The sequence below is a fragment of the Flavobacterium sp. SP2 genome (assembly GCF_057626655.1).
The window spans coordinates 93,159-114,389 of sequence record NZ_JBVHBT010000005.1; the positions used below are offsets into that span (position 1 = coordinate 93,159).

The 21,231-nt window shown below is 31.8% G+C and carries 21 protein-coding genes; 9 read left to right on the top strand and 12 right to left on the bottom strand.

What is annotated here, in order from left to right; all coding sequences use genetic code 11:
* Positions 1–46: 46 nt before the first annotated feature.
* Both ACZ098_RS11490 and ACZ098_RS11495 read left to right on the top strand, forming a co-directional pair.
* Entirely contained in the window at positions 47–2,140 is a 2,094-nt protein-coding gene (locus tag ACZ098_RS11490) for an LTA synthase family protein (protein WP_487311894.1), read from the top strand.
* Positions 2,141–2,203: 63 nt separating this feature from the next.
* Positions 2,204–2,941: a YoaK family protein gene (locus tag ACZ098_RS11495; RefSeq protein ID WP_487311895.1), complete on the top strand. Its 738-nt coding sequence runs from the start codon at positions 2,204–2,206 to the stop codon at positions 2,939–2,941.
* On the opposite strand, the gene ACZ098_RS11500 is transcribed toward ACZ098_RS11495, so the two are convergent.
* The gene (locus ACZ098_RS11500; RefSeq protein ID WP_487311896.1) at positions 2,936–4,972 is read right to left on the bottom strand and encodes a T9SS type A sorting domain-containing protein; all 2,037 of its coding nucleotides are present in this window, start codon (positions 4,970–4,972) and stop codon (positions 2,936–2,938) included. The two genes, ACZ098_RS11495 and ACZ098_RS11500, sit on opposite strands and share 6 nt — an antisense overlap.
* A gap of 70 nt (positions 4,973–5,042) precedes the next feature.
* Positions 5,043–5,789 (bottom strand): 3-oxoacyl-[acyl-carrier-protein] reductase, encoded by a 747-nt coding sequence (fabG, locus tag ACZ098_RS11505; RefSeq protein WP_487312099.1) that lies wholly within the window; start codon positions 5,787–5,789, stop codon positions 5,043–5,045.
* A 129-nt stretch (positions 5,790–5,918) separates the two neighbouring features.
* Here fabG and ACZ098_RS11510 point away from each other — a divergent pair, with 129 nt between their 5' ends.
* From ACZ098_RS11510 to ACZ098_RS11540, 7 genes are all read left to right on the top strand, one after another.
* Positions 5,919–6,464 carry an RNA polymerase sigma factor gene (locus tag ACZ098_RS11510; RefSeq protein ID WP_487311897.1) on the top strand — a complete coding sequence of 182 codons (546 nt, stop codon included), beginning with the start codon at positions 5,919–5,921 and terminating at the stop codon, positions 6,462–6,464.
* 23 nt (positions 6,465–6,487) lie between these two features.
* Entirely contained in the window at positions 6,488–6,754 is a 267-nt protein-coding gene (locus tag ACZ098_RS11515) for a hypothetical protein (RefSeq protein ID WP_487311898.1), read from the top strand.
* A complete protein-coding gene (locus ACZ098_RS11520) occupies positions 6,754–7,215 on the top strand; it encodes a hypothetical protein (RefSeq protein ID WP_487311899.1) in 462 nt (153 codons plus the stop codon). Before ACZ098_RS11515 ends, ACZ098_RS11520 begins: the two co-directional genes overlap by 1 nt.
* A complete protein-coding gene (locus ACZ098_RS11525) occupies positions 7,208–7,903 on the top strand; it encodes an MbnP family protein (protein WP_487311900.1) in 696 nt (231 codons plus the stop codon). The genes ACZ098_RS11520 and ACZ098_RS11525 overlap by 8 nt, the downstream gene beginning before the upstream one ends.
* 5 nt (positions 7,904–7,908) lie before the next feature.
* Positions 7,909–8,919, top strand: coding sequence for a cytochrome-c peroxidase (locus tag ACZ098_RS11530; protein WP_487311901.1), 1,011 nt, complete (start codon positions 7,909–7,911; stop codon positions 8,917–8,919).
* A gap of 66 nt (positions 8,920–8,985) precedes the next feature.
* The gene (locus ACZ098_RS11535; RefSeq protein WP_487311902.1) at positions 8,986–10,320 is read left to right on the top strand and encodes a YHYH protein; all 1,335 of its coding nucleotides are present in this window, start codon (positions 8,986–8,988) and stop codon (positions 10,318–10,320) included.
* Between the two features lie 6 nt (positions 10,321–10,326).
* On the top strand, positions 10,327–11,523 hold the full coding sequence (locus tag ACZ098_RS11540; protein ID WP_487311903.1) for a cytochrome-c peroxidase: 1,197 nt from the start codon (positions 10,327–10,329) through the stop codon (positions 11,521–11,523).
* A 77-nt stretch (positions 11,524–11,600) separates the two neighbouring features.
* Here the strand turns inward: ACZ098_RS11540 and sucD are convergent, their stop codons facing one another.
* The 10 genes from sucD to gap all read right to left on the bottom strand — a co-directional run bounded on the left by sucD (position 11,601) and on the right by gap (position 21,225).
* Complete coding sequence (sucD, locus tag ACZ098_RS11545; RefSeq protein ID WP_487311904.1) at positions 11,601–12,473, bottom strand: succinate--CoA ligase subunit alpha; 873 nt, start codon at positions 12,471–12,473, stop codon at positions 11,601–11,603.
* A gap of 116 nt (positions 12,474–12,589) precedes the next feature.
* Complete coding sequence (locus ACZ098_RS11550; RefSeq protein ID WP_487311905.1) at positions 12,590–12,952, bottom strand: nuclear transport factor 2 family protein; 363 nt, start codon at positions 12,950–12,952, stop codon at positions 12,590–12,592.
* Positions 12,952–13,881 (bottom strand): UDP-3-O-(3-hydroxymyristoyl)glucosamine N-acyltransferase, encoded by a 930-nt coding sequence (locus ACZ098_RS11555; protein WP_487311906.1) that lies wholly within the window; start codon positions 13,879–13,881, stop codon positions 12,952–12,954. Before ACZ098_RS11555 ends, ACZ098_RS11550 begins: the two co-directional genes overlap by 1 nt.
* 24 nt (positions 13,882–13,905) lie before the next feature.
* On the bottom strand, positions 13,906–14,472 hold the full coding sequence (gene efp, locus ACZ098_RS11560) for an elongation factor P (protein ID WP_487311907.1): 567 nt from the start codon (positions 14,470–14,472) through the stop codon (positions 13,906–13,908).
* A 101-nt stretch (positions 14,473–14,573) separates the two neighbouring features.
* Complete coding sequence (lpxA, locus tag ACZ098_RS11565; protein WP_487311908.1) at positions 14,574–15,359, bottom strand: acyl-ACP--UDP-N-acetylglucosamine O-acyltransferase; 786 nt, start codon at positions 15,357–15,359, stop codon at positions 14,574–14,576.
* A gap of 10 nt (positions 15,360–15,369) precedes the next feature.
* Positions 15,370–16,758: a bifunctional UDP-3-O-[3-hydroxymyristoyl] N-acetylglucosamine deacetylase/3-hydroxyacyl-ACP dehydratase gene (locus ACZ098_RS11570; protein ID WP_487311909.1), complete on the bottom strand. Its 1,389-nt coding sequence runs from the start codon at positions 16,756–16,758 to the stop codon at positions 15,370–15,372.
* Between the two features lie 39 nt (positions 16,759–16,797).
* On the bottom strand, positions 16,798–17,823 hold the full coding sequence (lpxD, locus tag ACZ098_RS11575) for a UDP-3-O-(3-hydroxymyristoyl)glucosamine N-acyltransferase (protein ID WP_487311910.1): 1,026 nt from the start codon (positions 17,821–17,823) through the stop codon (positions 16,798–16,800).
* A gap of 31 nt (positions 17,824–17,854) precedes the next feature.
* Positions 17,855–19,090, bottom strand: coding sequence for an HD domain-containing protein (locus ACZ098_RS11580; RefSeq protein ID WP_487311911.1), 1,236 nt, complete (start codon positions 19,088–19,090; stop codon positions 17,855–17,857).
* A 103-nt stretch (positions 19,091–19,193) separates the two neighbouring features.
* Positions 19,194–20,045: an N-acetylglucosamine kinase gene (locus tag ACZ098_RS11585; RefSeq protein ID WP_487311912.1), complete on the bottom strand. Its 852-nt coding sequence runs from the start codon at positions 20,043–20,045 to the stop codon at positions 19,194–19,196.
* 175 nt (positions 20,046–20,220) lie between these two features.
* On the bottom strand, positions 20,221–21,225 hold the full coding sequence (gene gap, locus ACZ098_RS11590; protein WP_487311913.1) for a type I glyceraldehyde-3-phosphate dehydrogenase: 1,005 nt from the start codon (positions 21,223–21,225) through the stop codon (positions 20,221–20,223).
* Positions 21,226–21,231 lie beyond the last annotated feature (6 nt).

Sequence of the window (21,231 nt, forward strand, 5' to 3'; positions counted from 1 at the left end):
AAGTAAAATTATAGTTTTGTTTGATAATTAATTTAATGTTAAATAAATGAAAATCTTTCAAAACAAATCTCCTTTTTTTTATTTATTGCTATTATACGTAGTTATTTCAATAGTGTTACGTGTTGTATTACTAGTTCATCCACTAACGCAATCCACTTTTTTAACTAGTGATATTTTAAAAATCTTTTTCTTTGGCTTTTTATCTGATGTTTTTATCTTTATAATTGGAAGTTCATTTTTATATCTCTATTTGCTGTTTTTATCTAATAGTAAATTTAGTAAACCTTGGGGATATTTAATTTTTAGTTTGTTACTAATTCTCTTGCTTTACATAACCTTTTTTAATACAATTTTGAACGAGTATGGAGGTTCATTATTAGAAATTACCATTATTTTCTTGGGTTTAAAAACTATTCTTTTTGGATTACTACTTTTTTTACCTAAATACAGACCTAAAATTCGACTGGTGCTGTTTTCGTTTACCGTATTTATTTTTGTGCTTGTTATTATTCAAAATACTGTAAGCGAGTTTTTCTTTTGGAATGAATTTGGAGTACGATACAATTTTATTGCTGTAGATTATTTAGTGTACACCAATACTGTAATTGGTAATATTATGGAGTCTTACCCGGTAGTTCCGCTATTTTTAGCAATTGGTGTAATCACTTCAATACTTACCTTTTTTATTGTAAAAAAATCAAAAGGTTACTTAAATGACCTTCCTTCAATTGCAGATAAGTTAAAGAGTTTAGTCGTTTATTGCTTACTTATAACTTCTTCAATTCTAATAATTCCATTTTTATCAACTCAAGAAAACTCATCAAATGTTTTTAAAAATGAGCTGCAGGCTAACGGAATCTATAAGTTCTTTTTGGCTTTTAAGAATAGTGAATTAGATTATAATAAATTTTACAAAACCTTACCAGAAAAAAAGGCTTTCACTATTTTAGAAGAACAAATTCCAAATATTAAAGGTCTGTCTGCACAACACATCGTTGTTGCTCCAAAAAATGAAATACGAAAGAATGTAGTTTTAATTACTATCGAGAGTTTAAGTGCTAATTTCATGAAAACTTATGGCAATAAAGACAACGTTACTCCTTTTTTAGATTCGCTTGCTACTAAAAGTTTGTTTTTTACCAATTTGTATGCAGTAGGAAATCGAACAGTTCGAGGTTTAGAAGCCGTAACCTTATGTTTGCCTCCAACTGCTGGTGAAAGTGTAGTGAAACGAGAAGACAATAAAAATAAATTTACCACAGGAAATCTTTTTAAACAAAGAGGCTATTCAGTAAAATATTTATATGGTGGCGATGCTTTTTTCGATAATATGGAAAGTTTTTTTGGTGGAAATGGTTATGAAATTGTAGATAAAATATCATTCAAAGCCAATGAAATTACTTTTTCAAATGTTTGGGGTGTTTGCGATGAAGACATGTATAACAAAGCGATAGGTGTTATGAATCAAGAAGCTGAGAATGGAAAACCATTTTTTAATCATATTATGACTGTTAGCAATCACAGACCGTTTACTTATCCTGATAAAAAGATAAATATTGCAAAACCGAAATCTAGAAATGGAGGCGTTAAATACACTGATTATGCTTTGCAACAGTTTTTTGCGATGGCCAAAAAGCAATCGTGGTACAAGAATACGGTATTCGTCATTTTAGCTGATCATTGTTCTTCGAGTTCTGGAAAAACAGAACTTCCTTTAGATAAATATCGTATTCCAGCACTGATTTTTTCTGAAGGTTTTATTCCTCCGCAACAGTATGCTAAATTAATGTCGCAAATAGATGTTATGCCGACACTTTTTGGCTTGTTGAATTTTGATTATCAAAGTAAATTTTTCGGAGAAGATGTATTTCAAACAGCATACAAACCTCGTGCGTTGATTGCAACTTATCAAAATTTAGGTTTGATAAAGAATGATGTGTTGACTATATTATCACCAAATCGTAAAGTCAAACAATTTGATTTAAAAGTGAAAATTAATCCTAAATTAGGTGCTAATTTTCAAATTAACTTTGACGAAATTCCTATAAAAAAACCAAATCAAAGATTAATTGATGAAACCATTTCGTATTATCAAACTGCTTCTGAAATTTTAAAAAAGAAAAAAGACAATAGATTCTAAATGTATTTCTTTTAAAACACGATTTCCATCTGTATTTATGTAATTTAGTACAAATTATAGATTATGTTTCGGCACCAAGGAAAAAACAGAACATTTGCACACAATCTGCGATTAGCAACCTTGCTGTCTATGGTTGCAGGAATTGTAAATAGTACAGGCGTCTTATCTATTCATACTTTAACAACCAATGTTACAGGTCATTTTGCTTTTTTTGCCGAGGAATTTTTTAAAGAAAATTATCAAATTTCAATTGTATTTTTTGTGTTTACAATTTTCTTTTTCTTCGGTGCATTTACGTCCAATGTCCTTACCGAAATTGTAGTTAGAAAATCGCCTCACAAATCTCATTTTCTTCCAATTGCCTTAGAGATTTGTATTTTATCAGCAGTAGCTTTTTTTACAAATCCAATAAATAGCGATACGTTTGATGGGAAATATACTGCATTTGCGTTACTTTTCGCAATGGGTATTCAGAATGCACTTGTAACAAAAATATCGCAATCAACCGTTAGAACAACGCACCTAACCGGACTTTTTACCGATCTTGGAATAGAGGTTTCGCAACTGTTTTTTTATAAAAAAATAGAAGAAAAAAAGCGATTGAAAGCCATAATCTACTTACGATTGTCAATCATACTATCCTTCTTTTGTGGATGTATTTTAGGAGCCTTTAGCTACAATTATTTTAATATTAAAACACTGTTAATTGCAGTAATACTGCTAGTTGTAGCTCTAATTTATGATTACACCAGATTGAAATTAATAGAATTTAAAAGAACTTTGTTTCTTAGAAAACTATAGCAATCCATTATATTTTCTTATAAACCACTCGGTTGCAAGCAGCAGTGCAATAAAAACTAACAACCAAACCCAATCAATCAAAGGTGTTTTAGTAACAATGTTTTTCTGAATTGCTTTGTAGTCTTCATTTGATACTAATACTTTTATCAATTCATCAACTTGATTTGGTACATATGCAATTCCCGAAGTTTGAGTTGCAAGTTGTTTTAATCGAGAAACATCTGGGTTTACAAATTGTTTTTCAATATCAAAATCCAAAATTTCAAAAGTACTAGAATAGCTAGCGTTCGAATTCAATTCTTTTACGGTAAACGAATATTGTCCAGCCGAAAGTCCGTCAAGGTTTACCTTGAAACTATTTGTAGTTTTCAGTAAATCGTATTTTTTTACTTGCTTCGTTTTAGTATTTGTTACGGAAATAGTCAATCGCGCCTTTTCGTCAAACTCATAATTTTTATTGAAATATTGCGCAGTAATTTCTAATGCATCACCCGAATTATAAAAACGTTCATGGTTTACAATTAGAGATTTTTTGGAATCATTTGACGCTAAAAACTGAATTGTTTTATCTATAAAAACATCAAATTCTTCAAATGATTTTTTGTCTACATAACTGTGTGCGCGCCATTTCCATATATTTTCTCCCAATAAGAATGCAGCTCTTTTTCCTTGTGTATCCGAAAAAGCCATCAGTGGTTGATTGGTTTCAACATTTCTAATGCGTGATGAAAGTAAAACGGATATATCTTCGTTAGTCGTGAAAGTCCCAAATAAATTTTCTAATGGTGGAAAAGTTTCAAACCCAATATTTTCAGCTGCAAATAAGTTAAAATCAGAATTAAAACTTGCTAAATAATCTTCTTTCTGTGTAGCCGTTTTGAATTCGATCTGGCTTTGTTGTTGATTCAAAAAATTAAAATTAGTACTGTTTCCAGTAATGGTCCAAGTGTTAATTTTTAAATTTTTATTGGCATCATAAATTTGTTTAAAATCAGATGTTGGCTGGTATAATAGTAAGACATTGTAATTATTTAAATTACTGATTTGATTTAGCTTAAGCAGTGTTACTTTACGCTGTGCATTAGATTCGATGCTGCGTTTTAATGCGCCAATATCAGGATGATTTATAGAAGAAATTATAGCTACTTCAGTTTTTTGGTCAATAACTTCAACTGCAAATTTCTTTGAATTATTGTAGGTGTTTTTCTCAGATTCTGCCGATGTGATTTTGGCATTAAAAATTTGCAAACCTGTTTTATCAGCAGGAAGTAAAAGATTTATAACTTCTGATTTTTTAGAAGGCGAAAATGAAAGACTTTGTTTAGAAAGGACATTGTTTCCTTGAGCAATTGTAAAATTGGCATTGACCGTTTTAGTTCCGGAATACTGCAAAAAAACTTCTACTGGGAATTTATTTTTGTGAAATGCGTATTTATTTACATTTATCTGACTAATTTTTAAATCTAAAAAAGTGGTTGTATCACCAACGATTAAAGGATATACTTTATTAGTTGGATCAAAACTAAAAACATAATCAGAACCTGAAGTTTGGTTTCCATCAGAAATTAAAACTGTTGGGAAACTTAAGTTTTTATTGATGCTTTTGATGTTTTTTGCAACTCCATCAATGTTCGTTTGATTTCCTTTAAAATTAACTTCGTCAATGGATGCAATTGTTTTAAAGTCAGCATCGAAACTGTAGGTTTGAATATCAAATTTTTCTTTCAAATCAGCATTTGAAATCAATTTTGTGAATACTTCTTTACTTGCTAAATTAGCTTTTAAATCTTCGATTGAACTCGAATTGTCAATAACAATTGGTAAAGGTGTTTTGATTGTTTCAAAGGTACTTCTACTCATAATCGGATTAATCAGTAAAAGTAAAAGTCCGAAAATAGAAAGAAAACGTAAAAAAGCCAAGAGTTTTATCAGTTTCGACTTACTCTTGACTTTATAATAATATTGAAAATAGGAAAAACCAGCAGCAATTAGTATTGATACAAGTAATAACAAGATTGTCGTGGTATTCATTATTGTCTTCTATTTTAAATTTTAAATACTTTAATAATTTAAAATTTATAATTCAAAATTCATAATTATTTTAAGTAAGCATTCCTCCATCTACGTTCATAACTTGTCCAGTTACATACGCACTCATATCTGATGCGAAAAACAAACAAGCATTAGCAACATCTTCTGGAGTTCCACCACGTTTCAACGGAATAGAATCTCTCCAACCTTGCACAACATCTTCGTTAAGTTTGGCAGTCATTTCTGTTTCAATAAATCCTGGTGCAATTGCGTTACAACGAATGTTTCTTGAACCTAATTCTAACGCAACTGACTTTGTAAAACCAATCATTCCGGCTTTAGATGCAGCATAGTTGGCTTGTCCGGCATTACCTTTCACACCTACTACACTACTCATATTTACAATAGAACCTTTTCTATTCTTAAGCATGGTTTTTTGAACTGCTTTGGTCATGTTGAACACTGATTTCAAGTTGATTTCGATTACTTTATCAAAATCTTCTTCAGACATTCTCATTAACAAATTATCTTTTGTAATTCCTGCATTGTTTATCAAGATATCAATAGTTCCAAACTCTGCAATAACATCTTCGGCAAGTTTTTGAGCTTCGTTAAAGTTTGCTGCATTCGATTGGTATCCTTTGGATTTAATTCCTAAAGCATTCAACTCATTTTCTAATGCTAAAGCAGATTCGGCAGACGAACTGTATGTAAAGGCAACATTTGCTCCGTGTTGTGCAAATACTTTTGCAATTCCGCTACCAATTCCGCGGCTTGCGCCAGTAATTATTGCTACTTTTCCTTCAAGTAATTTCATGTTGTAATAGGTTAGTTTGTTTGAAATTTTAAAAGCCAAATATAGTACTATTTTAATATTCATTAAAAAATAAGATTACATTTAAACCTTTTTTAAGATATTTGGTCAAAGTAGTGCCAACCAAACTTTATGACGTCTGATAAACAACAGTTTGTAAGTATTTACAATCAATATAAAATTTTGGTTTACAATTTGGCGCTTCATTATTTGCAAAATGCAGAAGATGCAGAAGAACTAACACAAGATGTATTTGTACAAGTTCATAACTCGTTAGCATCTTTCAATCAAAAATCATCCTTGAAAACTTGGATTTACCGCATAACTATCAATAAAAGTTTGGATTTTATTCGACATAAAAAGAGTGCCAAACGTTTTTTTATTTTTGGTAAAAAATCGGAAAACGAAGCTGAATTAAATACTATTTCCACTTTTGAACATCCCGGAATTGCTCTAGAAAAACAAGAAGATGCTGCAATTTTGTTTAAAATTATAAACGAATTAACTGAAAATCAAAAAACAGCTTTTATACTTTCAAAACTCGATGGATTAAGCAATCCTGAAATTTCTGAAGTTATGAATGTGAGTATTTCTTCAGTAGAATCCTTGGTTTTTAGAGCAAAAGCAACACTTAAAGAAAAATTAAGTGACAAATTTGAAAATTACCGCAAGAAATAAAAATAACTTTCGTCTAAAAAATTATGGAAAGAGAAGAGTTTATTAATACAATCCTTAAGAGTGTAGATGGAATTACAAAAGTAACTCCAAGTGATAGCATTTTTCTAAAAATTGAAAAAGAGATTAATTCTAATAGCGTTCCAACCAAAACACTTTGGCTTGTTGCAGCGTCGGTTGTAGTTTTATTATCATTAAATCTAGCTTTATTAAGTGGAAAATCAAATTCGAATGAATCTGAATTGACAAATTTTGAAAGTTCAATAAATAAAAGTAATCAATTGTATAAATAATGAACAAGACGAAACTATTAAGCACAGCTGTCATCGCTTTACTACTTTTAAATTTTGGAATTTTAAGTTTTTTATTTATAACCAAAGGACATCGACCAAATGACAGAAGAATGCCTAGGGAAATTGTAATTGAAAGACTTCATTTCGATAAAAATCAGATTGTTGCTTATGAAGAAATTATCGAAATTCATAAAAAAACAATACGTGATTTGGATAAGTCAATTAGAGCAACCAAAAACGAATTGTATCAATTATTGAATTCTGATAAAATTGATAGTACGCAAAAAGACAGTTTATTTTTGAAATTAGCAATTTATCAAAAGCAAATTGAAACTACACATTTTAATCATTTTTTGGATATCAAAAAGATTTGTAAAAAAGAACAACTTGTTGATTATAAAACTTTAACAGAAGAATTGGGAAGCATATTTGCACCAAACAGAAAGCCAAAACATGACTAAAAGAAAGTATATTTTACTAATTAATTTTCTTTTCATTATTTGTGTTTCGGCGCAAACTAAAAGTGATTCCTTATCAGTAAAAATCAATTTAAAATTTGGTGATGAACCACTTGAATTAAACAAAAATTACAGTTCGAAAAACGACACATTACAAATTACTTCAGTAAAGTTCTATTTGTCAAATATTGAGATTCACTATCAAGATAATTCAGTTTTCAAAGAAACTAATAGTTATCATTTAATTGACATTGAAAACCCAGAATCCTTACATTTTAAGTTAAAAAGTCAGGATTTTAAACTAATTAAATCAATTCATTTTAGTATTGGTGTCGATAGTTTAGCAAGTGTTTCTGGAGCTAATGGTGGCGATTTAGATTTACAAAACGGAATGTATTGGGCTTGGCAAAGTGGCTATATTAATATGAAAATTGAAGGAATAAGCAAAAGTTGTCCGACAAGAAAAAATGCTTTTCAGTTTCATATTGGTGGTTATTTACAGCCTAATTATGCCATTACAAAGAGTAATCTCGATGTCAGTAACAATATTAAAGATCAAATATTTTTAAAAGTGGATTTTGGGAAATTGTTTTCAGAAATTTCACTAAAACAGACGAATACCATAATGATTCCGGGAAAAGATGCCATGAAGATAGCCGATTTATCAACCAAATTATTTTCTATTGAATGAAAAAAATGCTATTATCATTGGGATTAGGAGTAGTGATTTTTGGAATTTTTGCCTTTTCTAAAAATTACTTCACTCCTATTTACTTTGAAATTCCAAAAGGATTTCCAAAGCCTGTATATGATTTTTCGAAAAATCAATTGACAGAACAAGGTTTTCAATTGGGTAGAAATATATTTTATGATCCTATTTTATCAAAAGATAACACAATTTCCTGCGCGAGTTGTCATTTGCAGCAAACAGGTTTTGCTCATGTTGACCACGAATTGAGTCACGGATTTGAAGGAAAAATTGGAACCCGCAATTCGTTGTCCTTACAAAATTTGGCTTGGTCAAAAAACTTTATGTACGATGGCGGAGTTAATAATCTCGAAGTTCAAGCTCTTACTCCTATTTCAAGTGAAATTGAAATGCATGAAACTTTAGATAATGTTGTTGCAAAACTTCAAAAAACTGAAAAATACCCCAATTTATTTCAACAGGCATTTGGAACTAAAAAAATTACAGGACAATTGACTTTGAAAGCACTATCACAGTTTGTTGTACAATTGGTAAGTGCGAATTCTAAATACGACAAAGTAACTCGAGGCGAAGAGAAATTTAGCGAAATGGAACAGAAAGGCTACGAATTATTCAAAAACAATTGTGCTTCCTGTCATAAAGAACCACTATTTACTAGTGACACATTTGAAAATAATGGGTTACCAATTGATCCAACTCTTAATGATTTTGGACGGATTAGAATAACTCAAAATCCGAAAGACAACTTAAAATTCAAAGTGCCGACGTTGCGAAATATTCAATTTACATTTCCTTACATGCACGATGGTCGATTTAAAACATTAAATGAAGTTGTGAAGCATTATGATTCTGGAATCTCAAAAAGTGAAACATTGGCAATGCAATTAAATCAACCAATGAACTTGACTGATAATCAAAGAACGGAAATCATCGCATTTTTAAAAACATTAACGGATACGAAATTTTTGTTTAATCCGAGATATGGTTATCCAAAGTAAAAATAATATAAAGTTTCGCAAGAAATAAATTAGAATAACGTCTAAAAGAAATAAACCAACCTATTTATGAAAATATCAATAACCATCTTGACCTTTTTTATAGCATTTTTAGCGAATGCTCAAACCAATCCAGCTATTACGAGTTGGTTGCAAAATACTACTGGAATTACGGGTCGACATTACGTTGCTGGAAATTCTACCCCAATTGTAGATGCAGTTCAAGCCAATGTACAATCAGTACAATACAATACAACGTATGCTTATGTTTCGGCAACAGGAATTCCTGCCTACATAACTGGTCCTTTTCAAGATGGAAATCCATCGTTGGCCACTGCACAAAATAAAATTTTTAGATTTCCATTATCTCCAACTCAAAATATTGGAACACCAACCGCTACAACAGGAGGCAACATCGGTGTTTTTAAAAATGGTGTTGCGTTATTTGATTATCGTGACGGAGTTGCTTGGAATGCTACAACAAATGCACTTTGTGGCGGACCAGGAAATCCAACTTGTCCTGGCGGACCAACTGCGACACAAGCCTGGAATAGAGATGCAATTCCAGCCGAAAGAGCTGGATTTGATTGTGCAAAAGCACATCCAGCTATGGGGAATTATCATCATCATCAAAATCCAAGTGCTTTCAATTTAGACTTAGTAGTTACTTCAAATGTGTGTGATTTATATCCTTCGGATGGTTTGTATGTAATTAATTCTTCACAACATTCACCATTATTAGGATTTGCCTACGATGGTTTTCCAATTTATGGTGCTTATGCTTATGCCAATACCAATGGAACTGGAGCAATTAGCAGAATGAAATCAAGCTATCAATTGAAAAATCAAACTACAAGAACCAATGGACCAGCTGTTACTACAACTTATTTTAATGGCTATTTTAGAGAAGATTATGAGTATGTTGCACATCCTACTGATGCAACTTATCTAGATGTTCATAATGGGCGTTTTTGTATAACACCAGAATATCCAAATGGAATATATTGCTATTTTACGACTGTTGATGCCGAACATAAATCGGCTTATCCTTATGTTGTTGGACCAACCTTTTATGGAAATGTTGTTGCATCGACCGTAACTACAATTCCTGCAGGAACTACTACCTATGTATTAGCAAATGACACTTTTAATTTAAATAAATCTAAAATAACTGTTTATCCAAATCCTGCGGCAGATTTTATAGCAATTCAAACCGAAATGGTGGAGAAAGATTTGACTGTAGATTTGATTGACGAATTAGGTAAAGTGGTGAAAACTTCAAAAATTCTACAAGGAAGTACGTTAAGTATTATTGAAACTGATACAATTTACAACGGAATTTATTTTGTCAGATTGACGAATGGAAAGGATTCTAAAAGCTTTAAAATAATTATTAACAACTAATCAATTATGACTTCAACCAAAAACTTACTTTACCTATTTCTTATATTGATTTTATCAATTTCGTGCAATAAATCGGATGATTCTGAATATCAAGAGCCAACAGAATTGTTCCCAAATGTTAAAGCTACTTTTGGAAGTTCTTTAGATTTGGAAAATTTAAATAATTATGCCAATCAAACTATTCCTGCTTATATAACTAAAGATAATACTTTAGGAAATCCAATATCTGATAAAGGAGCTACATTAGGAAGAGTCTTGTTTTATGACAAAAATTTATCTTCCAACAATACTATAGCTTGCGCTAGTTGTCACAAACAAGCCAATGCATTTGGTGACGTTTCTGTTGCAAGTACAGGCGTAAATGGAACTACTGGTCGACATTCAATGCGTTTAATAAATTCTAGATTTTCTGTAGAACGCAAATTTTTCTGGGATGAGCGAGCTGCAAGTTTAGAAGTTCAAACTACAATGCCAATTAAAGATCATGGCGAAATGGGTTTTAGTGGTACCAATGGTGACATGAATATTGCAGATTTAGTTACTAAATTAGGAAACATAGGCTATTATAAAGAACTTTTTAAATTTGTTTATGGATCGGAAGAAGTAACTGAAAATAAGATTCAGTTGGCTTTAGCACAATTTGTAAGAAGTATTCAATCATTTGATTCTAAATATGATGTTGGACGTGCAACGGTTAATAACGATGGGCAACCTTTTTTAAATTTTACAGCACAAGAAAATAATGGCAAAAACTTGTTTTTAACACCTCCTCAATTTAATGGTACTGGCGTACGAATTGGTGGTGGTGTTGGTTGCGCTGGTTGTCATGCAGCGCCAGAATTTGACATTAATCCCAATTCTGGAAATAACGGAATTATTGGTACGATAAACGGAACTGGGATTGATGTTTCAAACACACGTGCACCTTCTTTACGAGATTTAGTCAAAACAGATGGCACTGTTAATGGAATGATGATGCATACTGGCGTTTTTACAACGTTACAAACAGTAATTGGACATTATGGAAACATCAATATTGCACCAGGAAACACGAATTTAGATCCGAAATTACGTCCAAATGGCTTTGGACAACAGCTTAATTTGAATGCTAATGAAGTGAATTCAGTTATTGCATTTTTAAGAACATTAGCTGGTTCAAATGTTTATGTTGATACTAAATGGTCTAGTCCTTTTCCGAATTAAAGAAACTGTACTATTTTTAAAAACAAAAAAGCTCTAAATAAATTTAGAGCTTTTTTTATATTGATTTTTTAAGAATATTATCCTAAAACTTCTTTTACTTTTTTACCAATTTCTGCAGGAGAATCTACAACGTGAATTCCACATTCTCTCATGATGCGTTTTTTAGCTTCAGCAGTATCATCTGCACCACCAACAATTGCACCAGCATGACCCATTGTTCTACCTTTTGGAGCAGTTTCTCCAGCGATAAATCCAACAACTGGTTTTCTATTTCCGTCAGCTTTAATCCATTTTGCAGCATCAGCTTCTAATTGACCACCAATTTCACCAATCATTACGATACAGTTAGTTTCTGGGTCATTCATTAATAATTCAACAGCAGCTTTAGTTGTAGTTCCAATAATTGGATCACCACCAATTCCGATAGCCGTAGTAATTCCTAAACCTTGTTTTACAACTTGATCAGCCGCTTCGTAAGTTAAAGTTCCAGATTTTGAAACAATACCAACAGTTCCTTTTTTGAAAACGAAACCAGGCATAATTCCAACTTTAGCTTCACCTGGAGTAATTATTCCAGGACAGTTTGGACCAATTAAAGTACACGATCTATTTTTGATATATTCGTTAGCTTTGATCATATCGGCTACTGGAATTCCTTCAGTAATAGCAATAATTACCTTAATTCCGGCATCAGCAGCTTCCATAATTGCATCAGCAGCAAAAGCAGGCGGTACAAAAATAATTGAAGTATCTGCTCCAGCTTGTTCAACGGCATCTTTTACGGTATTAAAAACAGGACGATCTAAATGAGTAGAACCACCTTTTCCAGGAGTTACACCACCAACAACGTTTGTTCCATATTCAATCATTTGTTCTGCGTGAAATGTACCTTCACTTCCAGTAAATCCTTGAACGATAATTTTTGAATCTTTATTGACTAAAACACTCATGGTATATTTTTTATATTGATTTTTAATTTGTGATGCAAAAGTAGTAAAATACTAATTAGTAACTAAGAATAGCATCTAGTTTTTTATTTAATTGTTGCTAAATTTATATATACAGGTTATGAAAATTGGCTCATTTGAAATCCTTTAAAAAGTTTTCCTTCTTTAAGCTCCCAAATAACAAAAAAGTGCGCCAACAGCATTTCTTCTCTTGGGTTTTCTATTGTTTTTACAAAATGGGAATACCGAACTGAAACAACATCACCTTCTTCAACAACATGGCTTATTCTTACTTTAGAGCGAATATATGCTCGGCTAAGTTCTTCGGTTAAGCTTATAATATCTTGGCGGTTCATCTGAATGAAACCCTTGCTGCTGTTCCAATCAACAGTAACCTCAGGATGTAGAAATGTATTTACAGCTTCTTTGTCTAATAATACATCTGATTTATAAAAATCAAGTACAATTTCTTTAGCTTGCATTATTTTATTGTATTTAAAATTTCTGGAATCTTTTTAATATTAGCCAATTGCTTTAGTTTTTCCCTTGATTCTTCAATAGGAGTTCCAAAGTAGGATTTTCCACCTTCAACAGATTTTGTTACCCCAGTTTGACCAAGAATTACGGCCTTTGCTCCTATTGTAATACCGCTTGTAGTTCCAACTTGTCCCCAAATCGTAACTTCATCTTCAATGATAACGCATCCTGCAATTCCGGTTTGGGCTGCAATAAGACATTTTTTTCCAATAATTGTATCGTGACCAACATGAACTTGATTGTCAATTTTGGTTCCCTCACCAATAGTTGTATCACCAGTTACACCTTTATCAATCGTGCAAAGTGCACCAATTCCAACATTGTTTTCAATTACAACTCTTCCTCCAGATAGTAATTGATCAAATCCATCAGGACGTTTTTTATAGTAAAAAGCATCGGCACCTAAAATTGTTCCGGCTTGAATAATTACATTATCACCAATAATACAACCATCATAAATAGTTACGTTGGAATGAATTATACAATTTCTACCAATTTTGACATGATTACCTATAAAACAATTGGGTTGAATAAAAGTGCCTTCACCAATTATTGCAGAGACAGCAATTGCTTTATCGGTTGCTTGAAATGGTCTAAAATGATGTGTTAATTTATTAAAATCTCGGAAAGGATCATCCGAAATTAAAAGTGCTTTACCTTCGGGACAATCAACCTGCTTGTTTATCAATACAATTGTTGCTGCCGATTGTAATGCTTTGTCGTAATATTTTGGATGATCAACAAAAACAATATCACCCGAAGTTACTACGTGAATTTCGTTCATTCCTTCAACAGGAAAATCATCAGCACCAATATATTGACAATCAATAATTGTAGCAATTTCTTTAAGCGAATGTGTTTTTGAGAATTTCATTTTGTTACTAAATTAAAATCAAAGTTATTCTTTTACACGTTCCATGTAAGAACTTGTAGCCGTATCAATTTTAATTTTATCCCCTTCATTAATGAATAACGGAACATTTACAGTAGCTCCAGTTTCTACAGTTGCTGGTTTTGTAGCATTTGTAGAAGTATTTCCTTTAACTCCTGGTTCAGAATAAGTTACCTCTAATACTACCGATGCTGGCATATCTACAGAGAGTGGCATATCGTTTTCGGTATTCACTTGAACGATAACATTCGTACCTTCTTTTAATAAATCTGGTGCGTCAAGTATTTTTTTATCTAATGTTATTTGTTCGTAATTTTCAACATTCATAAAATGATATTGATCACCTTCTGCATATAGAAACTGGTATGTATGTGTTTCAACGCGAACTTCATCAATTTTGTGACCAGCTGAAAAGGTGTTATCTAAAACTTTTCCGTTAGTTAAACTTTTTAATTTAGTTCTTACGAAAGCTGGACCTTTTCCTGGTTTTACGTGAAGAAATTCGATAATTTTATATATATCGTGATTGAATTTAATGCATAATCCGTTTCTAATATCTGATGTAGATGCCATTATTTTTTTTATTTTAAATGTTGAATTTTAAATTTTAAATGCTTTTGAATTTTTCAGTTTTTTAAATTTACTCTTAACTAAAAAATTATATTTTTTAACTATTAATATCCTCCTGAATATCCTTTCATAACACCTCGAGAAGAATTTCGTATGAATTGAATTATTTCGTCTCGTTCTGGCGTTGCTTCCATCTCAGCTTCAATTATTCCTAATGCTTGTGTGGTGTTATAATTTTTTTGGTACAAAATTCTATAGATATCTTGTATCTCTTTAATTTTTTCAGTGGTAAAACCTCTTCTTCTCAGTCCAACTGAATTGATTCCTACATACGATAAAGGCTCTTTTGCTGCTTTAGTAAATGGAGGAACGTCTTTTCTAACCAACGAACCACCCGAAACCATTGCATGTTCTCCGATATGAATAAATTGATGAATAGCTGCTAATCCACCAATTATGGCATAATCACCAACAATAACATGGCCTGCAAGAGCTACACCGTTTACAATTATTGCATTGTCACCAATATGACAATCGTGAGCAATATGCGCAGTTGCCATAATTAAACAATTATTACCAATCTTTGTTTGACCTGATGCAATTGTACCTCTATTGATAGTAACGCACTCTCTAACAGTCGTATTATCTCCAATTATTGCAAGTGAATCTTCACCTCCAAATTTTAAATCTTGTGGAACTGCAGAAATTACCGAGCCTGGAAAAATATTACAATTTTTACCAATTCTTGCACCTTCCATAATGGTTACGTTAGAACCTATCCAAGTTCCTTCACCAATTACTACATTATTATTTATGGTTGTAAACGGTTCGATTACAACGTTTTTCGCAATTTTTGCGCCTGGATGAACGTATGCTAAAGGTTGATTCATACTTACTTATTTATTGCTTTTTTGCTATTTGCGCCATTAATTCGGCTTCTGCTACTAGTTTTCCATTTGCGAATGCGTGCGCTTGCATATGGCAAATTCCGCGACGAATAGGTGAAATTAAATCACATTTAAAAACCAATGTATCGCCAGGTAAAACTTTATGTTTGAATTTAACATTATCAATTTTCATGAAATAAGTCAGGTAATTTTCAGGATCTGGAACCGAACTTAAAATTAAAATGCCTCCGGTTTGTGCCATTGCTTCTACAATAATAACACCTGGCATTACTGGCGCACCTGGAAAATGTCCGACAAAAAAACTTTCGTTCATGGTGACATTTTTCAAACCAACAACATGACTTTCAGACATTTCTATAATTCTGTCGATAAATAAAAATGGAGGTCTATGCGGTAGAATACTCATTATTTTATGAATATCCATTAAGGGTTCTAAATTTAAATCATAAACAGGAATTTGATTTTTCTGTTCTAATTTAATAATTTTCGCCATTTTCTTAGCAAACTGCGTGTTTACAAAATGACCTGGTTTATTAGCAATGACTTTACCTTTTATTCTAATACCAATAAGAGCTAAATCTCCAACTACATCAAGTAGTTTATGTCGTGCTGCTTCGTTAGGATAATGTAAAGTTAGATTGTCTAGTATCCCATTTGGTTTAACCGAAATCTTGTCTTTACCGAAAGCAACTTTTAGGTTTTCCATAGTTGATTCCGAAATTTCTTTATCAACATATACGATGGCGTTATTTAAATCACCACCTTTAATTAGCCCATTATCCAGTAACGTTTCTAACTCGTGTAAAAAGCTAAAAGTTCTTGAATTTGCAATTTCTGTTTTGAATTCAGAAATATTTTTCATGGTTGCGTTTTGGGTACCTAAAACTTTGGTTCCAAAATCGACCATTGCAGTTACTTGATAATCATCTGCTGGCATAACAAGTATTTCGCTTCCAGTAGATTCATCGGTAAAAGATATTACTTCTTTTACCACATAATATTTTCTTTCAGCTTCTTGTTCAACAACACCTGCTTTTTCAATTGCTTCAACAAAAAACTTAGACGAGCCATCCATAATTGGCGGTTCAGATTCGTTAAGTTCGATGATAACATTATCAACATCACATCCCACAAAAGCTGCTAAAACATGTTCAGAAGTTTGAATCTTAACACCTAATTTTTCTAAATTGGTACCTCTTTGTGTATTAACTACATAGTTCGCATCTGCTTCAATTATTGGACTTCCTTCAAGATCCACTCTTACAAAAGTAAACCCGTTGTTAATTGGTGCTGGTTTGAAAGTCATTTTGACTTCTTTTCCTGTGTGTAAACCTACGCCTGTAAGAGAAATTTCCTCTTTTATGGTTTTCTGTTTATACATTTTATTTATTGTTTAGTTTAATGTTTGTTTAAGATTGTATTAATCTTTATTTACTTGCTTTTTTAATGCTTCTAAATCGGCTACAATTTTAGGCAAATTTTTGAAATGAACATAGGATTTGCTAAAATCTGAGTAACCAAATGTTGGACTTCCTTGAAGCGTTTCATTATCTTTGATGTTCCTTCCTACACCAGATTGAGCTTGTATTCTTACGCCATTACCAATTGTTAGGTGACCTGCAATTCCTACTTGACCACCAATCATACAATTTTTCCCGATTTTGGTTGAACCAGCAATGCCTGTTTGTGAGGCTATTACAGTATTTTCACCAATTTCTACATTGTGTGCCACTTGAATTTGATTATCAAGCTTTACTCCTTTTCTTATAATTGTTGATCCTAATGTAGCTCTATCGATTGTTGTACAAGAACCGACTTCGACATTATCTTCAATTATAACATTTCCAATTTGCGGAATTTTGGAATACGTTCCATCTTCTTGTGGTGCAAATCCAAAACCATCCGATCCAATTATGGTACCGGAATGAATGGTGCAATTATTTCCAATAATAGTTTCTGAATAAATTCGAACGCCTGCAAAAAACACACAATTATCACCAATTACCACATTATCGCCAATGAACGAATTAGGATAAATTTTGACGTTAGTACCAATTGTTACATTTTTTCCAACATAGCAAAAACTCCCTAGATATAAATTATCGCCATAAACTACATTTTCAGAAATTATAGAAGGTTGCTCGACACCCGATTTCATCAGTTTCACCTGATTATAGTATTCTAATAGTTTTGAAAATGATTTATAGGCATCCTCAACTTTTATTAAAGTTGTGGTAATCGATTGTTCGGGTTCGAATGATTTATTAACAATTGTAATACTTGCTTCAGTCGAATATATGTAGTTTTGGTATTTAGGATTGGATAAAAAAGTTAGTGAACCTGAAGTTCCTTCTTCAATTTTAGCCAATTTATAGACTTCGGCACTAGGATTTCCTACTACTTCGCCTTCAAGTATACCTGCAATTTGTTCTGCTGTAAATTTCATCTGGACAAAAATATAAAATTTAATTTAAAAGCTATGAAACTAATAACACTTTCGGAAAACACATGTAGTATTTAATTACCGATTTGGATAATGCTTTTAGTTGTAATTGATCGGAAGAATCTACAATATCTTCAACGGTTTTATCTTTTTTATAAATACTAATTGGTTCACTTTGTTTGTTATAGGCTTGATTTTTTAATTTTCCTTTAAAAACAAAATACGAAGCTTCTTTAGCTGAAATACTGTGAAGATTAGCAAATTTATTTTTTAATTCGGTCAATTTTTCAAGATTGGGTTTTTCATCCAACATGATTATTTTAAGCAAATCTCTATTAATTATCATTTTAGATAAAGAACTTAAAACAAAATCGTCATGAAATTGCCAATTTTTTATGGCGCTCATTACATCAAAATCATCTAATTGGGCAAATATTTCGAGCGTGTTTGAATCAAAATTATCTAATGAAATTTTATTTTCTATAAAAAACAGTAAGGGTTTGCTACAAGAAACTTCATCACCTTTTTGCGACAATTCTTTGGCTCTTTTTAAAATTTTAGTCAGTGTCATTTCGGCAACAACACTTGTTTTATGCAGATACGCTTGCCAATACATTAAGCGTCTTGCCATCAAGAATTTTTCGATAGAATAAATTCCTTTTTCCTCCATTACTAAAACATCTTCTACTACATTTAGCATTTGAATCAATCGCTCACTGTTGATATTTCCTTCTGCAACACCGCTATAAAAACTATCTCTTTTTAAATAATCCATACGATCCATATCCAACTGACTTGAAATAAGTTGGAGCATGAATTTACGATGGTATTGCCCTTTAAAAATTTCGATTGCAAGTGATAGTTTTCCTTCAAACTCGGTATTCAATTTATTCATAAACAACAACGAAATCTCTTCGTGATGCACTTCTTCTACGATGCTATTTTCTAATGCATGGGAAAACGGACCGTGACCAATATCATGCAATAATATGGCGATATAAAGTGCATTTTCTTCATCTTCAGAAATTGAAACTCCTTTAAAACGAAGTGTTTGCACTGCTTTTTGCATTATATGCATACAACCAATTGCATGATGAAATCGTGTATGATGTGCGCCAGGATAAACAAGGTACGACAATCCCATTTGAGAAATTCTTCGCAATCTTTGAAAATAAGGATGCTGAATTAAGTCGTAGATTAAAGTATTGGGTATAGAAATGAATCCATAAATAGGATCATTAAATATTTTGAGCTTATTAATTTCAATCACAAAAGAATGTTATTTTTAACAAATGTAATAAATTAATAGGCATAAAAAAACTACAATTTATTAGATTGTAGTTTTGTAGGTTATTGTACTAGTTTTGAATCAATTATTTATTCAAAATATGATACGCTATTAATCCGTCAATTGGCCTTCTTAATACGTTACCAACTTGAATTCCGTGATTTCCTAGCACCACTTCTAATTCATCTTTTAAATAAAAAGCTATCGAACCAATGAAATGAACCGGCACATCTTTATAGTTATCATATTGTTTGATATAATTTTCTACAAATTCTTCCATTTCATATTGAATGTATTTTTTGCAGAAATCGGTATCTTTATGCTTAATCAAAAATTTTGCAAAAGTTGCTAAGTAAGCATTAGGATTAGGTTCTTTATACAAATTATTTTTAATATAGTCTGGATCAACATTGTATTCTTCTTCAAATTCTTTAGCCATATCTGAGGGCATTTGATTAAAATAATATCCTCTTAGCAAATGTCTTCCAAAACGATTTCCCGAACAATCATCCATTGCAATGTAACCCAATGATTGCACTTTTTGATGCAAAACGGTTCCATCAAAATAACTGCAATTAGAACCTGTACCTAAAATTGAAACTATAGCTTTTTCATTTTTTGGTGTAGTTGCATACACAGCTGCATAGGTGTCTTCGTGAACAGAAACTGCCGCATTTTTGAAATAACGTTTAAAAACATCGGTTAAAAAATTCTTCATTCTGTCGGTTCCACAACCTGCGCCATAAAAATATAAGTGGGTTGCTTTTAGTTTATTATGAGAAATATCAAACTTGTCTTCAAGTCGTTCAATTACCTCTTCTTCGTTTAGAACCTCAGGATTTAGTCCAAGTGTTTGGGTAGTAAATAATACTTTTCCCGAATCATCAATTGCTATCCAATCGGCTTTAGTAGAACCGCTATCAACAAGTAGTTTCATAATCTGTAATAATTTAGGTTTAGATTAAAATTGCTTTTAATCAATATTTGGTTTAGTTAGTTTGATAAATTTAAGGTTATTTAAATTGATTATTAAAAATCTACTTCAAATAAAAATCTAAGATAAAAAAAATCCTGCTTTCACAATTGAAAACAGGATTTAAATAGAACAAGTATTATTTTAAACCAGCAATATGTACTGATAAATCGATAAGTTTTGACGAATATCCGTATTCGTTATCGTACCAAGATACAATTTTAAAGAAAGTAGAATTCAATCCGATTCCAGCTTTTGAATCGATAATTGAAGTTCGTACATCTGAAACGAAGTCTTGAGAAACAACATCATCTTCTGTAAATCCGATAATATTTTTATAATCTGTTTCAGAAGCATTTTTCAATACTTTCATTATTTCTTCGTAAGTAGTTTCTTTTGCAACTTTAACAGTTAAATCTACTACCGAAACGTCAACAGTTGGAACTCTAAATGACATTCCTGTAAGTTTTCCATTCAAAGCTGGAATTACTTTTCCTACTGCTTTTGCAGCACCAGTTGAAGAAGGAATGATGTTGATGCTTGCTGCACGACCACCACGCCAATCTTTTCTAGATGGACCATCCGCCGTCATTTGTGTTGATGTAGTAGCATGAACAGTTGTCATTAAACCTTCTACAATTCCGAAGTTATCGTTGATTACTTTTGCCAAAGGCGCTAAACAGTTTGTGGTACAAGAAGCGTTAGAAACAATTGTATCTGTAGCTTTAGCTTCGGTATGGTTTACTCCCATTACAAACATTGGAGCATCAGCCGATGGTGCAGAAATGATTACTTTTTTAGCTCCACCATCAATATGATATTGAGCCGTTTCAAGCGTAGTGAAGATTCCAGTACATTCGGCAACTACATCAACATCTAGTTCATTCCAATTGATTAGTTTTGGATCTCTTTCTGCAGTTACTCTAATATTTTTTCCGTTTACAAATAGCTTACCATCTGTAACTTCAACGGTACCATTAAAACGACCGTGTACTGAATCATATTTTAACAAATACGCTAAATGGTCTACATCTAATAAATCGTTGATTGCTACAACTTCTACATTATCTCTGTTAAATGTTTCTCTGAAAACAATTCTTCCAATTCTTCCGAATCCGTTTATTCCTAATTTTACTTTTGACATTTTTTT